At 69.4% G+C, this 15,046-nt stretch carries 17 protein-coding genes; 11 read left to right on the top strand and 6 right to left on the bottom strand.

Annotated features, from left to right (window positions below; translation table 11 throughout):
* Positions 1–9: 9 nt before the first annotated feature.
* The 5 genes from FHY06_RS18680 (at position 10) to FHY06_RS18700 (ending at position 4,919) form a co-directional block, all read left to right on the top strand.
* Entirely contained in the window at positions 10–1,278 is a 1,269-nt protein-coding gene (locus FHY06_RS18680) for a biosynthetic peptidoglycan transglycosylase (RefSeq protein WP_184606003.1), read from the top strand.
* Positions 1,275–2,045, top strand: a complete 771-nt coding sequence (locus tag FHY06_RS18685; RefSeq protein ID WP_184606004.1) for a GNAT family N-acetyltransferase — start codon at positions 1,275–1,277, stop codon at positions 2,043–2,045. Before FHY06_RS18680 ends, FHY06_RS18685 begins: the two co-directional genes overlap by 4 nt.
* Positions 2,046–2,120: 75 nt before the next feature.
* Complete coding sequence (locus tag FHY06_RS18690; protein ID WP_019653642.1) at positions 2,121–3,017, top strand: pirin family protein; 897 nt, start codon at positions 2,121–2,123, stop codon at positions 3,015–3,017.
* Between the two features lie 96 nt (positions 3,018–3,113).
* Positions 3,114–4,187, top strand: a complete 1,074-nt coding sequence (locus tag FHY06_RS18695) for a flavodoxin family protein (protein WP_126183579.1) — start codon at positions 3,114–3,116, stop codon at positions 4,185–4,187.
* A gap of 165 nt (positions 4,188–4,352) precedes the next feature.
* Entirely contained in the window at positions 4,353–4,919 is a 567-nt protein-coding gene (locus tag FHY06_RS18700) for a Spy/CpxP family protein refolding chaperone (RefSeq protein WP_019653644.1), read from the top strand.
* 101 nt (positions 4,920–5,020) lie between these two features.
* Here the strand turns inward: FHY06_RS18700 and FHY06_RS18705 are convergent, their stop codons facing one another.
* Positions 5,021–5,455 carry a hypothetical protein gene (locus FHY06_RS18705; protein ID WP_019653645.1) on the bottom strand — a complete coding sequence of 145 codons (435 nt, stop codon included), beginning with the start codon at positions 5,453–5,455 and terminating at the stop codon, positions 5,021–5,023.
* A gap of 258 nt (positions 5,456–5,713) precedes the next feature.
* Between FHY06_RS18705 and FHY06_RS18710 the strand changes: the two genes are divergently transcribed.
* From FHY06_RS18710 to FHY06_RS18720, 3 genes are read left to right on the top strand one after another with little or no spacing between them, the layout of a single operon-like run.
* Positions 5,714–6,544: an endonuclease/exonuclease/phosphatase family protein gene (locus FHY06_RS18710; protein WP_019653646.1), complete on the top strand. Its 831-nt coding sequence runs from the start codon at positions 5,714–5,716 to the stop codon at positions 6,542–6,544.
* An 11-nt stretch (positions 6,545–6,555) separates the two neighbouring features.
* Positions 6,556–7,839, top strand: coding sequence for a cardiolipin synthase ClsB (gene clsB, locus FHY06_RS18715; protein ID WP_019653647.1), 1,284 nt, complete (start codon positions 6,556–6,558; stop codon positions 7,837–7,839).
* 23 nt (positions 7,840–7,862) lie between these two features.
* Complete coding sequence (locus tag FHY06_RS18720; RefSeq protein WP_145759469.1) at positions 7,863–8,816, top strand: lysylphosphatidylglycerol synthase domain-containing protein; 954 nt, start codon at positions 7,863–7,865, stop codon at positions 8,814–8,816.
* Between the two features lie 6 nt (positions 8,817–8,822).
* Here the strand turns inward: FHY06_RS18720 and FHY06_RS18725 are convergent, their stop codons facing one another.
* Positions 8,823–9,401, bottom strand: coding sequence for an acyloxyacyl hydrolase (locus tag FHY06_RS18725; RefSeq protein WP_184606005.1), 579 nt, complete (start codon positions 9,399–9,401; stop codon positions 8,823–8,825).
* 135 nt (positions 9,402–9,536) lie between these two features.
* Between FHY06_RS18725 and FHY06_RS18730 the strand changes: the two genes are divergently transcribed.
* Entirely contained in the window at positions 9,537–10,115 is a 579-nt protein-coding gene (locus FHY06_RS18730) for a polyhydroxyalkanoate granule-associated phasin (RefSeq protein ID WP_240649978.1), read from the top strand.
* Between the two features lie 6 nt (positions 10,116–10,121).
* Here the strand turns inward: FHY06_RS18730 and FHY06_RS18735 are convergent, their stop codons facing one another.
* The 3 genes from FHY06_RS18735 to FHY06_RS18745 form a co-directional block, all read right to left on the bottom strand.
* A complete protein-coding gene (locus tag FHY06_RS18735) occupies positions 10,122–11,372 on the bottom strand; it encodes a metallophosphoesterase (RefSeq protein WP_184606006.1) in 1,251 nt (416 codons plus the stop codon).
* Between the two features lie 134 nt (positions 11,373–11,506).
* Positions 11,507–12,001, bottom strand: coding sequence for a peptidase associated/transthyretin-like domain-containing protein (locus tag FHY06_RS18740; protein WP_184606007.1), 495 nt, complete (start codon positions 11,999–12,001; stop codon positions 11,507–11,509).
* 118 nt (positions 12,002–12,119) lie between these two features.
* Positions 12,120–12,641, bottom strand: coding sequence for a hypothetical protein (locus FHY06_RS18745; protein ID WP_126183583.1), 522 nt, complete (start codon positions 12,639–12,641; stop codon positions 12,120–12,122).
* Positions 12,642–12,945: 304 nt separating this feature from the next.
* Here FHY06_RS18745 and FHY06_RS18750 point away from each other — a divergent pair, with 304 nt between their 5' ends.
* Together FHY06_RS18750 and FHY06_RS18755 are read left to right on the top strand one after the other, a co-directional pair.
* Positions 12,946–13,251 (top strand): hypothetical protein, encoded by a 306-nt coding sequence (locus FHY06_RS18750; RefSeq protein ID WP_184606008.1) that lies wholly within the window; start codon positions 12,946–12,948, stop codon positions 13,249–13,251.
* Between the two features lie 191 nt (positions 13,252–13,442).
* Entirely contained in the window at positions 13,443–14,336 is an 894-nt protein-coding gene (locus FHY06_RS18755) for a DMT family transporter (protein WP_019653655.1), read from the top strand.
* A gap of 4 nt (positions 14,337–14,340) precedes the next feature.
* Here the strand turns inward: FHY06_RS18755 and FHY06_RS18760 are convergent, their stop codons facing one another.
* Positions 14,341–15,027: a GntR family transcriptional regulator gene (locus tag FHY06_RS18760; protein ID WP_019653656.1), complete on the bottom strand. Its 687-nt coding sequence runs from the start codon at positions 15,025–15,027 to the stop codon at positions 14,341–14,343.
* Positions 15,028–15,046 lie beyond the last annotated feature (19 nt).

Genomic DNA, 15,046 nt, shown 5'->3' on the forward strand with positions numbered 1-15,046 from the left:
AACCTGCCTGTGAAGAAGACCCTGCGATTTGTGCTCTATGGCCTGCTGGCCCTGGTCATTACGGCCTGTGTGGCTATCTTTTTGATAGTTAAGCTGGCGCTCGCGCCGGCTGCCGGCGAATGGAGCACGACGGTGAAGGCGGGGCCGCTGAATTTCGAGATCGGCGTGCCGACGGCGGTGCGCGTGGCCACCTCGACATGGTTCGCGCCTTACCTCGACGGCCGTTCGTTCGACACCCGCTTCGGCATCGTGCGCTTCGCCTGGAAGCCGGCCGGCGAGATGCTGGAAATGCAGTGCGCGCCGTGCAGCGCCGACGTGCCGGCGCTGGGCACCCAGCCGATCCGCGTCGAACGCCTGGTCGCCACCGTCAGGCGCGACGGCAACACGCTCGCCGGCACCTTCGAGGCCACGCCGCAGAGCAACGACACGAGTCAGCTGCATGGCAACTGGGACGGCAGGCTCATGCCCAGGAACATCCACCTCAACGCCAGCGTGCAGGACGCGCCCATCGCCCGCTGGTACGCCGTGCTTGTGCCCGCGCTGCCCGAGCTCCAGCGCGCCCGCATCGGCGGCACGCTCGCGCTGCGCGGCCAGCTGGTGCTGCCCGAGGCCACCTTCGCGGTGCAGCCCACCATCAGCCAGTTCACCGTGGAAGGGCTGGGCACCGAGGCCATGCTGGGCGCGCGCACCAGCTGCGGCCCGTCGGCGAAGCTGGCCAACGACAGCTGGCTGGCGCGCGCCGTCATCGCCGCCGAAGACCAGCGTTTCTTCACCCACGGCGGCTACGACCTGACCGAGATCCTCGCTTCCATCGACAACAACCAGAAGCCTGGCCAGACGCGGCGCGGCGGCAGCACGCTGACGCAGCAGCTCGCCAAGCTGCTGGTGACGGGCAGCGACCGCACCGCCGAGCGCAAGCTGCGCGAGCTGCTCTACGCAGTCGAGATGGAGCAGACGCTGGGCAAGGCCCGCATCCTGCAGCTGTACCTGGACAACGCGCCATGGGGCGGCAACATCTGCGGCGCCGAGGCGGCGGCGAAGCGCTACTTCAAGCGCAGCGCGCGCACGCTCGAGCCGGCGCAGGCCGTGTGGCTCGCTGCCATGCTGCACAAGCCGCAGGCCGTGCTCGAGCAATGGCGGCGCGACGGCCAGGTCGACCCCGAGCGCATCAAGTGGATCGCCGAAGGCATCCGCGGGATCAGCCGCAACCAGCGCGAAGCCCTGCTCAAGAGCGTGGCCGCGGCGAAGTTCACGGCGCCGGAGGCCGTCACGCAATGAGCACGCTCCAACTGTCCGCGGCCGAGATCGAAGCCATCGAGCGGGCCACCATCGCGGCGGTTTCGCCCGACGTGACGGAAGAAATCGACGGCTGGCTCCTGCCCTTCGCGAGTGGCACCGTCAAGCGCGCGAAGTCGGCCGTACCGCTGCACCGCGATGCGGTCGAGGCCGCGACGCTCGACCGCATCGAGGACCGCTACGACAGCCACCAGGCGGCGCCCGCGCTGCGGCTGGCCGACGCACCGTGTTTCGACAGCCTGCGTGCCGAGCTGGAACGCAGGCACTACGTCGCCGACAGTCCCACCTGCGTGCAGATCGCCTCGGTCCAGCGCATGCGGCAGGTGGCGGGGCCGGGCGCGGCATTGGCCGACGTCGACGGCACCCCAGACGGCGCGTGGTCGGCGCAGTTCCTCGGCGAGGGCTTCGACCCGGTGGACGGCGCCCATCGCGTGCGCATGCTCTCGCGCGCCAAGGGCACCCTCTACGCCAGCGTGCGCGAGAACGGGCGGACGCTGGCCGCCGGCGCCATGGCCTTCGGCCACGGCTGGGCCAGCGTGCACGGCATGCGCACCGACCAGGCACAGCGCGGCCGCGGCCTGGCGGGCCGCGTGCTGGCCGGGCTGGCGCAGGCCGCCTCGGAGCGCGGCTTCGAGCGGGTGTTCCTGCAGGTCGATGCGGGCAACCAGGCGGCGCGCTCCCTGTATCGGCGCGCCGGTTTCGAGACGCACTGGAAATACAGCTACTGGCAGCGCCAGCAGTGGCCCTGACGCGACAGCCCGTACGCGCTGCCGGCTGACAGCGCACGGGTGGCGCGGCGGGGGAGTTAGTGCCACCATGGGCGCATGACGAACGCCAACCACCACGCCAACCACCCCACCGATCCCGTCGCCACGCCGCGCGGCATCGACCACATCGTGGCCGGTGTCTCCACCAGCGATGGTGACGGCGTGAAGCTCACCCGCGTGCTGCAGCAGCCGCTGCAGAAGCGGCTCGACCCGTACCTCATGCTCGATGCCTTCGGCAGCGACAACCCGGGCGACTACATCGGCGGCTTCCCGAGCCATCCGCACCGCGGCTTCGAGACCGTCACCTACATGATCGCGGGGCGCATGCGGCACCGCGACAGTGCCGGCCACGAAGGGCTGCTCGAGAACGGCGGCGTGCAGTGGATGACCGCAGGCCGCGGCCTCGTGCACAGCGAACTTCCCGAGCAGGAGGAAGGCTTGATGGAAGGCTTCCAGCTCTGGCTCAACCTGCCGGCAAAGGACAAGATGCGCGAGCCCTGGTATCGCGACATCCAGAGCGAGGAGATTCCCGAATTCACCACCTCCGGCGGCGTGCGCGTGCGCGTGATCGCTGGCGCGAGCCACGGCATCGAAGGCGCCGTGCGGCGCGCCCACACCGAGCCGCTCTACCTCGACATCGAGCTGCAGCCGGGCGCCGAATTCGCGCAGCCGCTGCCGCACGACCACAACGCGCTGGTGTACGTGTTCCGCGAATCGCTGTGGATCGCCGGCAGCGAGATTCCCACGCGGCGCATGGCCATCCTCGCCAACGAGCCCCACAGCGACGGCGTGGTGCTGCGCGCCGGCGCGACCAACCACAGCCCGGCGCGCGCCCTGCTCATCGCCGGCAAGCCGCTCAACGAACCCATCGCGCAATACGGGCCCTTCGTGATGAACACGCCCGAGCAGGTCAGGCAGGCAGTGCACGACTTCCAGAGCGGAAAGCTCGGCTGAACGCTCGTTGCGGGCAAGGCATGTAGTCGCCCGCCTACCGGAAATCGGCATCGCGCACACGCACCGGCTGCGCGCCGCGCAGCCTAGATTGCGCGCATGCCCCCCACGATCCGGAAAGGACAGGCGCCCGAGACGCTGCAGCGCGCCGAGTTCCACGAACGCTTCATGCAGCCTTTTCAAGACCCGGCCTTCCGCGCCGAGGCCGACTCGCTGCGGCGCATCGAGCTCATCGCATGGCAGGCCTACGAGGAGGGCCGCAAGGCGCCCGTCACCCGCAAGGCCGGGCCGGGCTATGCCGATCCCGGGTACGAACTCTCTGTCGACTGGCTGGAGGCCAAGGCGCGCCTCGACGCCGCGCAGGCAGCGTGGAGCCAGCCGCAGACCCCCTCGCGCGTGCTGCTGGTGAACGGCTCGCCGCGCAACGACGGCACCTGCCCCGGCGAAGTCTCCAAGACCTGGCGACTCGCGCAGATCGCGCGCGAGGTGCTGGAGGGCAGCGGCATCGAGACCGACCTGCTCGACCTGAGCCTGCTCACCTCCGAATACGGCCGGCAGATCCATCCCTGCAAGGGCTGCGTCTCCACCGCCATGCCGTTGTGCCACTGGCCCTGCAGCTGCTACCCCAACCATTCGCTGCGCCAGACCGGCGACTGGATGAACGAGATCTACGAGCGCTGGGTGTCCGCACACGGGGTGATCCTGCTGACGCCCACGCACTGGTACCAGGCCACGAGCCCGCTGAAGCTGATGATCGACCGGCTGGTCTGCGCCGACGGTGGGAATCCCGATCCCACAAGTACGCACGGCAAGAAACCCGAGGAGGCCAAGGCGCTGGAGCTGGAAGGCTGGGGCTATCCCAAGCACCTCGACGGCCGTGTCTACGGCGTGGTGGTGCACGGCGACGTGGCCGGCGTGGAGGGCCTGCGCCGCAACCTCTGCGACTGGCTCGACTGGATGGGCCTGATCGACGCCGGCACGCAGGCCCGATTGGACCGCTACATCGGCTACTACGAGCCGTACGCCACCAGCCACGACACGCTGGATGCCGACGCCGACGTGCAGGAGGAGGTGCGCCAGGTGGCCCGCGCCGTCGCCAGGGGTGTCGCCGAGCTGCGTGCGGGAAGGCTTCAGCCGCCGGACCGCGGGCTGAAGCGGCCGCGGCCCAAGTGATGCAGAGTCCGCACGCCGCAGGCAGCCTGCGCAGGGCCCGACGGCCTGTTCATCATTCTTTACGCAAGCTCACGCCGGGCTAACGGATGCGATACAGAGGGCTTCCACACTTCGTCTCACCTGCTGCCCATCGGTGGCAGGCTTCTTCGAAAGGAAGCACTTCTCATGATTTCTCTTCGCCAACGCATCGTCTGGGCCAGCCTGCTGGGTTCGGCCGCCCTCGCCTCCTCGGGCGCCTTCGCTCAAGCGCCGGCAGCCGCTCCGTCCGCAGCCGCGCCCACCGCAGCGGTGGCCCAGGCCGACAACGCCGCCGCGCCCAAGGCGCAGCACAAGCGCATGGATCCGGCCCAGCGCATGGAGCGCATGAAGGAACACCGCGCCAAGCGCCTCGCAGCGCTGAAGGAAAAGCTCAAGCTCACCTCGGCGCAGGAAGGCGCATGGAGCACCTACACGAGCGCGACGCAGCCGCCGGCCGGTCCGCGTCCGCACATGGACCGCGCCGAGTTCGCCAAGCTGACCACGCCCGAACGCCTGGAACGCATGCAGGCCCGCCAGGCCGAGCGCAGCGCGATGTTCGCCAAGCGCGCCGAAGCCACGAAGACCTTCTACGCCGCGCTGACGCCCGAGCAGCAGAAGACCTTCGACACCGAGACCGCGCACTTCGGCCATCGCGGCCACCGCGGCCATGACGGCGGCAACCACGGTGCACCTGCGGCCCCCGCCAAGAGCTGATCGAGCGCCGCCCGGCGGCATCCAAAGAAAAAGCCCGCAACGCGAAAGCGCTGCGGGCTTTTTCATCGGCCATCAGGCAATCGCGCCCTGGCCCGTCGTGACTACTTCGGCGTGCCGGTCTTGTCGGTCGGGTTCGTCACCACGTCCGGGCGTTCGCCCTTCTCGCCGAAGCGCGGCGTCACCTTGCGGCCGGTCTGGCTGACCTCCGCGCGGGACATCTCGCCGGTCGGCTGCGGCATGGCGTTGGGCTGGTGGTTGACGGTGGTCGTCACCTCGCCCTTGGGCACCGGGTTGTTGGCGTTGTTGCGGTTGTGGGCGCGCGCCTCTGCCTTCACGGAATCGCGCGACATCGGCGCCGAGTTGTCGGGGCGCTGCGGCGGGTTGGCGACGCCGGCCGGCGTCATGGTGCTGGCCTCGCCGCCCACCGACGGGTCGGGCTGGGCTGGAATGGAAGTCGTCTGCGCCATGGCGAAGCCTGCGGTGGCGAGCAACGCGGCCAGGACGGTGGCGCGGAGGGAAGCTGCTTGATGTCTCATGGGTAATCTCCTTGTGGCTGAATCCATTTATTCTTTCCGCATGAAGGAGCAACGGGGCCTTTACTCCTGCTCCTTGCTTTCTTTGCGGACCGTGAAGTCACCGTAGGAGCCTCGAAATTCCGCCCGTGTGGGGGTGCGGCAGGCATGCCTGTAGGAGCCGGCCGCCCGGGTACGAAGGCGGCGGCAGGATGGCGGCGGGAAGAAGTTGGCGCGTTCCTACAGTCGGCCAGGGCTGGGCCACGTACAACCTGTACGACGATGTCTTCCTCGCCCATCATTCCCGACGCCACCGCGCCCGACGCCGAGACAGCCCAGCCTGCAGGGGCTGCGGCGCAGGTCGCGCCGACCTCGCTGAAGGTGATGACGGTGAACACCCACAAGGGGTTCACCGCGCTCAACCGCAAGTTCATCCTGCCGGAGCTGCGCGACGCCGTGCGCACCGTGGGCGCCGACGTGGTGTTCCTGCAGGAGGTGCTGGGCACCCATTCGCGCCATTCGCGCCGCGTGAGCAACTGGCCCGAGGCGCCGCACTACGAATTCCTGGCCGACACCATCTGGCCGCAGTTCGCCTACGGCCGCAACGCGGTGTATCCCAAGGGGCATCACGGCAACGCGGTGCTGTCGAAATTCCCGATCGTGCATTTCCGCAACCACGACGTGTCGGTGAGCGGGCCCGAGAAGCGCGGCCTGCTGCACTGCGTGCTGCGCCTGCCCGGCCGGGTGGTCGACGTGCACGTGATCTGCACTCACCTCGGCCTGGCCGAGGCGCACCGGCAGCAGCAGCTGGAGCTGCTGTGCCACATCGTGCGCGACGAGGTGCCCTCCGACGCACCGCTGATCGTGGCGGGCGACTTCAACGACTGGCGCGGTCGCGCGCACGACATCCTCGAAAGGGGCGCCTCGCTGCGCGAGGTCTTCGTGCACGCCACCGGCCGAGCGGCGCGGACCTTTCCTGCGCGGTTCCCGGTGTTGTCGCTCGACCGCATCTACGTGCGCAATGCAGGCGCGCACGCGCCCGTGGTGCTGCCGCGCCGTCCGTGGTCGCACCTGTCGGACCACGCGCCGCTGGTGGCGGAGATCGATCTGTGAACGGGCCCGACATGAACAACGGCAACGGCGCAAGCAACCACTGGATCCCGGGCAACAGCATCGAGCTGCTGGAAAACGGCGAGGAGTTCTTCCCGCGCGTGTTCGAGGTCATCCGCCAAGCACGGCGGGAGGTGATCGTCGAGACCTTCATCCTGTTCGAGGACAAGGTCGGCCTGCAGCTGCACGCCGCCATGCGCGAGGCGGCGCTGCGCGGGGTGAAGGTCGACCTGATGATCGACGGCTTCGGCTCGCCCGATCTCTCGCGCGAGTTCATCGAGGGGCTGACCTCGGCCGGCGTGAAGGTGCGCGTGTTCGATCCGGGCCGCCGCTTCATGGGACAGCGGCTCAACGTGTTCAGGCGCATGCACCGCAAGATCGTGGTGGTCGACGGCGAGCGCGCCTTCGTCGGCGGCATCAACTATTCGGCCGACCACATGCTCGACTACGGCCCCATGGCCAAGCAGGACTACGCAGTGGAGCTGCAGGGCCCGATCGTGGGCGAGATCCACCAGTTCGTGCTGCGCGCCATCGCGCTGGGCGGCAAGGGCGCGGGCTGGTTCCGCCGCAGGCTGCGCCAGGCGCCGGGTGTCGCGCACATGCCGCATGCAGGCACTGCCGACGCCATGTTCGTCACGCGCGACAACCGGCGCCACACCAACGACATCGAGCGGCAGTACCGCGCGGCCATCCGCGCCGCGCGCGAGCGCATCGTGATCGCCAATGCGTATTTCTTTCCGGGCTACCGGCTCATCAAGGAACTGCGGCGCGCGGCGCGGCGCGGCGTGGACGTGCGGCTCATCCTGCAGGGCGAGCCCGACATGCCGATCGTGAAGACCGCCGCCAGCATGCTCTACCACCACCTGCTTCACGCGGGCGTGCGCATCTACGAGTACTGCGACCGCCCGCTGCACGGCAAGGTCGCGCTCATGGACGGCAAATGGAGCACCGTGGGTTCGAGCAACCTCGATCCGCTGAGCCTCTCGCTCAACCTGGAGGCCAACGTGGTCGTGCGCGACGAGGCCTTCAACAGCGTGCTGGCCGAGCGCCTCGACAAGCTGATGCAGTGCAGCTGCAAGCAGGTGGAGGCCGCAGACCTCGCCAGCGAATGGAGCGGCTGGCGGCTGGTGCGCAGCTTCTTCGTCTTCCACATCCTGCGCTGGTATCCGGCCCTGCTGGGCCGCCTGCCGCGCCACGTGCCGCGCCTGACGCCGGCGGAGGCCACCGACCTGGCGAGCCGGCGCGACACCGGCCTCAGCAATCCGACCGGCGGCGCCACGCAGACGGAAGCGGCCTGAGCCGAAGCAGGAGCCGCCCCCTCATGAGCACCATGGCCCTCTCGCGCCAAAGCTGGTGGCCCTGGGCGCGCCGCGTGGCGGTGTGGGGCTTCTTCGCACTGATCGCGTGGCTGATCGTGCGGCAGGCACTCGTCGTCGAGTGGGAGGACGTGTTCGACGCGATCCGCGCGCTGCCCGCCGCATCGCTGCTCGCGGCCGGCGCACTGGCGGCCGGCAGCTTCGCCCTCTACAGCACCTACGACCTGCTGGGCCGGCACCTCACGCGGCACAAGCTGGGCACGCCCACGGTGATGGGCGTGACCTTCATCAGCTACGCCTTCAACCTCAACCTCGGCTCGCTGGTGGGCGGCGTGGCCTTCCGCTATCGGCTGTACTCGCGGCTGGGGCTTTCCAACGACACGATCACGCGCGTGCTCGGCTTCAGCATGCTGACCAACTGGCTGGGCTACCTCGTGGTGGCCGGCGCGGCCTTCTGCCTCTGGCCGATGGCGCTGCCGCCCGAGTGGAAGATCGGCAGCGAGGGGCTGCGCATCCTCGGTGCGGCGCTGCTGGCGGTCGCGCTGGCCTACGTGGCGGTGTGCATCTTCGCGCGCGGGCGTGTGCTGCGGGTGCGCGGCCATGGCCTCAAGGTGCCGGGGCTTGCGATGGCGGCGCTGCAGCTGGCGATGTCGTGCGCCAACTGGTCGCTGATCGGGGGCGTGATCTGGTTCCTGCTGCAGGGACAGGTGGCGTACGTGCAGGTGCTCGCGGTGCTGCTGGTGGCGGCGGTGGCCGGCGTCGTCACTCACGTGCCGGCGGGCCTCGGCGTGCTGGAGGCCGTGTTCGTCGCGCTGCTGTCGCACGAGGTGCCGCAGGCGCAGCTGCTCGGCGCGCTGCTGGCGTACAGGGGCCTCTACTACCTGCTGCCCCTGGCGGTGGCCGCGCTGGCCTACCTGCTCACCGAGGCGCGGGCCCGGCGGCTGCGCGGCAGGCGCTAGGCGTACCTAGAAGTGATACGTGTAGCGCAGCCGCACGAAGTTCTCGCCCGGGTTGGGCTTCTTGATGCCGGCGTTGGAGAAGTGCTGCAGCCGCAGCGCAAGTTCGTGCGCGCCGTGCTCGCCGAAGCTGCGTCCGATGCCGATCGCCTCGGTGAACTGGAAGGCGGTGCTGAAGCTGCGGTCGGGCGTGCGGTAGACGTGGTCCATCACCGTGGCACCGACGCCGCCTTCGGCGAACCAGGGCGAGCTGCCGTGGTCGAAACGGTAGCGCCAGGTGTAGATCGCGCCGATCTGCGCGTAGTCGTGCGGACCGTCGGCCAGCGCCGGCGCATGCCAGTTGCTCAGGAACAGATCCCAGTAGGTGGTGAGCGCACCCTCCTGCACCGGCTGCCGCGGCGACCACGGAATGGTCATGCCTACCGTTGCCGAATTGGTGCTGCCCCTTTCACCGTGCGCCGCACGGCCGCCTTCGACGTAGAAGCCGCGCTCCTTGTCTTCGAAGGCATGGGCACTGGGCCCCGCCAGACCGAGAAGACCCGCGACCAGAGCGGTTGCGGCGGCAGGCAGGCGGATGTGGAATCTCATGATGTGGCTGGCGAGTGCACCGGATGGAATCGAGCGGCCATCTTCAATCTCCGCTGCTGTTCGCACGCGAGCGGCACGTAATTTCCACATCGGAAAGTAGGACTCGATCAACAAAAATGCAGAACCGCTGTTCTTGTGCACCAACCGCTTGCGCCGGCTCGCGCCTATAGTGGCCTCGACTTCCTCTACGGCCCTTTCCACAACATGTCGTCTTCTTCTTCAAGTCCAGTCGCTCGCCTTCAGGCACCGCTCACGCAGCAGTGGCTCGACCTGGCGCTCAAGACCCACGAGCTGCTGCTGTCCTCCGGCCTCGTGATCGGCATGCGCACCGGACGCATGGCCCGTGCGGGGCTCGCCCCCAGCGCGGACGATCTCGCCGAGTTCCAGCTCATGGGGCAGGAGAAGCTCGAGGCCGCGAGCGAGTCGGGCATCGCAATGGCGCGGCAGTGGCACAGCAGCCATTTCTCGCTGGCCAACCGGGTGCTGCAGCAGTGGCTGCAGAGCACGACGGCCTTCTTCTCGCTCGCAGGCAGCGTCACGCCGGCGCAGGCCGCCGCGCACGGCGACGCCTTCGTGCAATCGGCGGCCGACACGGTCGATGCGGCGAGCGAGCTGCCCGCGATCGCGGCGGATATCGCAAGGCAGGGCCTCACGCCGATCCACGCCGCCGCCACTTCCAACGCGCGGCGGCTGTCGGGGCTCGAAGAGTCCTGAGCCTCTTCAGGCCTTCGCCGGCACCAGCGTCAGCAGCGTGATCTCGGAAGGCGCGCCGAAGCGCTTGGGCGGGCCCCAGTAGCCGGTGCCCCGGCTCACGTAGACCCACATGTCGTGCAGCCGGTGCAGGCCGGCCGTGAAGGGCTGCTGCATCGGCACGAACAGGTTCCACGGAAAGAACTGGCCGCCGTGCGTATGGCCCGACAGCTGCAGCTGGTAGCCGGCCGCGGCCGCCAGCGGCGCGCTGCGCGGCTGGTGCGCAAGCAGCACGCGCGTGTGCACCAGCGGCGGCGCGTCGTGCAGCGCCAGGTGCGGGTCGCTGGCATGTGCCGCGTCGAAATGGCCGGCGGTGAAGTCGGTCACGCCCGCGAGCACCAGCGCGCTTTCGAAGAGCTCTTCGTCGGTCTGCGCGCCGCGCACGTTGCGCGTCTGCAGCACCACGTGCTCGTTGAGCAGCACCTTCAGGCCCAGGCGGCGCAGTTCGTCGATCCAGGCATGCGCGCCCGCGTAGTACTCGTGGTTGCCGGTGACCACGAAGGTGCCGTGCCGTGCGCGCAGCCCGGCCAGCGGGGCGATGTGCTCGCGCAGCTCGGGCACGCTGCCGTCGACCAGGTCGCCGGTGATCGCGATGGCGTCCGCGCCCAGGCGGTTCACCGCGTCGACGATGCGCTGGATGTAGCTGTTGCGAATCGTCGGCCCCACGTGGATGTCGCTGAGCTGCGCGATGGTGAAGCCCTCGAGCGCCTGCGGCAGGCCGCGGATCGGCACCTCCACCCGCTTCACGCCGGCCGTGCGGCGCGCGTTCAGGAAGCCGACCACCGACGTGGCGGTGGCCACCACGAGCACTGCGAGTGCGCTCCAGGGCAGCAGCGCATTCCACGGCACCTGCAGGCCGCCCGCCGCGCCCGCGAGCCAGGCCAGCAGCAGTCCGGCGTCGCGCACCAGCGTCAGCACGAACATCGAGGAGAACCAGCCCATGCTGATCATGCCGGTCCACTTGAGCAGGTCGCTGTTGCCGGCACCCTCGCGGCGGCCGCGGCGCGAGACGAAAGGCAGGGGAATCGTCACCGCCGACACCACCAGCGCGGCGAGCGCCAGCGGCCAGGCGGGAGTGAGCACGGCCAGCGCCGGCAGCAGGCGCAGCGCGATATAGACGTGCAACAGCGCGGTGAGCGCGCTCAGGGGACGGATCGGCATCGGGGCAATGGGGTCGGGCACTGCCCGGGACAGGCCATCTGCAAGGCGCATGCCGCGCATTCAAGACACCGCGAGGCGCCCTGGGTCGCTATTTTTTCTATAGCTGTCGATGCCCGGATAGCAAGCCTTGCGGCCGGCGAATCCATGATTGTGCGCCAGATCCGGGGCCGCGTCCGGCGCCCCGGAGCCTCGTGCTACTGCACCGCGCGCGTGCCGGCCGAGGCCATGTCGGTGCCGGCCGGCCAGACGAAGGTCGCCTTGGCCGTCGCACCCTCCGGCACGCGAAGCTGCTGCTTCAGCACCTGGCCGCCCAGCCGGGCCTCGACTTCATAGCTGCCCGGCTCGAGCCGCGCCACCATGAAGGGGCCGCCCGAGACCACGTTGTCGAGCAGCGCCTGGCCGCTGCTGTCGCGCACCGTCACGTGCACGTTGGAGGCGAAGTCGGCGCCCTTGCTGTCCTTGACCGCGAATTCGAAGGTGGCGGGCCAGCGCGGAGAAACCGTCTCCATCAGCCTGGCCTCGTCGCTGCCGATGCCGCCGCTCATGTACTCGACGCCGTGCGACATGTAGATCGGCGGATTCATCGCGGCCTGCGCGGGCGAGAGCGCGCCGAACAGGACGGCGCCGCAGAACATCGCGGCCGCCAGCGGCCGCAGCGCGCGCAGCGAGGATGGGAAACGGGAGTTCATGCTCAGGTCCTTTCTTTCCTTGGTCGTCATGGCAACAGGCCACGAAGCCACTGTGCGGCGCACGGCTTAGGAAAGTCTGACCTGGGGGCCTGCCCCCGCCCGCCTTGGCGGGCCGGGCTCAGCGGATGCTGGCGGAGGACTGCGCGAGCGTCTGCGCCTGCGGCGGCGTCACCGAGGCCATGTCGAAGTTCGATGGCCACGCGAAGGAGGCGCGCGCCGGCACGCCCGCGATCACGACCATCGTCTGCGTCAGCGTGAGGCCTCCGAGCGTCACGTTCACGTCGTAGGCGCCCGGATTCAGGCGCGCGAGCATGTAGGGGCTCTGCGATTCCACGCTCATCACCGGCTGGCCGGTGTATTTCTGGCGGATCTCCACCGAGGCCTTGGCCGGAAAGCCCGGCTGCAGCGCGCCCTTGCCGTCGCTGATGCCCAGCTCGATGGTGGCGGCCCAGCGCGGCGAGACCATTTCCATGAACGCGGCCTCGTCCCTGGCGGCGCCGCCGCACATGTACTCGATGCCCTGCGCCATCTGGATGGGCGGGTTGGTGAACGCATGGGCCGTGCTCACGGCCCCGAGGAATGCTGCTGTGCCGCCCAATACCAGCGCGGCCAGCGGCCGGCGGAGACGCTTAGGGTTCATTGCTGTGTGGTCCTCGATCTTGCGTGACGTGAAATCCGTCGGGGATTTTGCTTAGCAAGAGTCGGGCTAGATATAGCGTTTACGAGGAACGATCTACGGATCGGAACTGAATGCTATTGTTTTCATAGCTGATGACGGCCATGTGACGTGGCTGTGGCCCGATTCGCGGGGCCACGATCAGGAAAACCCTGATCGGCACCTTTGCGGCGCGTTCGCCGATGCGGGCATGGCGAACGCCTACAACGGTGCATGGCGCCCCGGGCTAAGAACGACGGCTGGAAACTGCAACGAAGGAGCTTCAGCCATGTCTTTGGAATCCACGATCAACGAATTCAGGCGCGTCGACGCGCAGCGCGAGGACTACCCCGGCGAGCATCTGGTGGTGCTGGGCGTGGGCGTCCTGCTGCTGCTGGCGGCCGGGCGCAGCCGCTCGCTCGCGGCGCGGCTGGCTGCCGGCGCGGCCGGCGGCGCGCTGATCGGGCGCGCAGCGAGCGGCACCGGCGGGATCGCCAGGCTGACGCGGCAGATGCAGCGCGTGCTGGAGAGGCAGTTCAACCTCGGCTGCGCCCGCACCGGCAACCGTGAGGGCAACGGCACCGGCGCCACGTGATCTGACGTGATGTGACGGATCTCGCCTCCCGATGGCGGCTGCCATGCGCAGCCCCATCGACAAGCGCGGGCGTGTTCCGCATCCACGAGCCGCGTCGCCGCACGGCAGCAGGGGATGTTCGCGGGGCCCTATGCTCGGCGGTCTAGAACAACAATCCCCGTCCCGGCCGCTGCCGCGCGACGATCCCATCCATGCAACCGACCGGAACCCTGCGCGGCATCGTGGCGATGCTGCTGGCCTGCGCCTTCTTCGCCTGCATGGACGCCATGCTCAAGACCCTGGCCGGCCATTACCCGCCGCTGCAGGTGACGGCGCTGCGCGGCCTGACCGCCCTGCCCCTGGTGTGCCTGTATATCGCCTGGCGGCGCGAAGCGGGCGGCGTCTTCAACCGCCGGCTGCGCTGGCGCCTGCACCTGCTGCGCGCCACGCTCAACATGGCGATGCTCGTGCTTTTCGTGTACGGCCTGAGGACGCTGGGCCTGGCCGAGGCCTACACGCTCACCTTCATCGCGCCGCTGCTGATGGTGCTCATCGCTGTGCCGTTGCTGGGCGAATCGATCCTGCCGCGGCACTGGGTGGCCATCGGGCTGGGCTTCGCAGGCGTGGTGATCGCGCTGCGGCCCGAGCAGGACGCCTTTCTCTCGCCCGGCGCGCTGGCGATCCTGGTGGCGGCTGTCTGCTATGCGCTGTCGAACATGCTGGGCCGGCTCATCAGCCGCACCGAGCCGAGCGCCGCGCTGGTCTTCTGGACCACCGCCGGCATGGCCCTGGGCGGCAGCCTGCTGGCGGCGCCGCAATGGGTGCCCATCCAGCCGCAGCACGCCTGGGTGCTCGCGGGCCTGGCCCTGAGCGGCTTCCTGGGCCAGCTCGCCATCGCGGAGGCTTTCCGCCACGGGCAGGCCGCAGCCATCGCGCCGTTCGAGTACAGCGCCCTGGCCTGGGGGCTCTTGATCGACTGGCTGTTCTGGAACGCCGCGCCCGATGCCTGGACGCTGGGCGGCGGTGCGCTGATCATCGCCAGCGGGCTTTGGCTGGCGCGAAGCGAGGCGCCGAGGTCGAAGAAGCCGCAGGAGCGCGCGGCCTGAGCCGTCACTCGATCAGCGCGCGCTTCACGTCTTCCTGCAGGCTGCGCAGGTGGTCGCGCATGGCGGAGCGTGCGCGCTCGGCGTCGCGCTCGCGCAGCGCGCGGACGATCTCTCCGTGCTCGTCGTGGTTCTCCGAATGCCTGTGCAGCGGGCTGTGCAGACGGAAGAGCCGCGCGTTGACGCGAAGCTCCTCCACCAGCCGCGGGAACACGACATTGCCGCTGGCCGTGGCGATCAGCAGGTGGAAGCGGTCGTCGAAGTGCCAGTGCTCGGTCTCGCTGTGCTCGCCGCCGCCCAGCGTGGCGATGTCGGCCTCCAGCGCGTCGATCTCCGCATCGGTGATCTTGCCCACTGCCAGTGCGATCGCCTCGCACTCGATGACTTCGCGCGCGCGCATGCAGTCGAAGTACTCCTTGGTGCCGAGCGCGCGCACGGCATAGGAGCGCGCGTCGCGCCGCACCAGCAGGCCCTCGCCCGCCAGCCGCACCAGCGCCTCGCGCATGGGCGTGCGGGAGATGCGCAGGTCTTCCGCCAGCCGTGCCTCCTGCAGCGGGCTGCCGGCCGAGATCTGCCGATCGAGGATCAGCGTGCGCAGCCGGTCGTAGGCCTGTTCGGCCAGGCTGGCGGAGCGCACCTCAAGGGGGGCGATCGTGATGGTGGCGGGCTGCGTGGGGCTGGGAAGGCTGGGCATGCGAGAACGGGCGAAAGCC

Origin of the sequence: Variovorax atrisoli (genome assembly GCF_014195185.1) — a bacterium.
GTDB classification, from domain to species: Bacteria; Pseudomonadota; Gammaproteobacteria; order Burkholderiales; family Burkholderiaceae_C; genus Variovorax; species Variovorax atrisoli.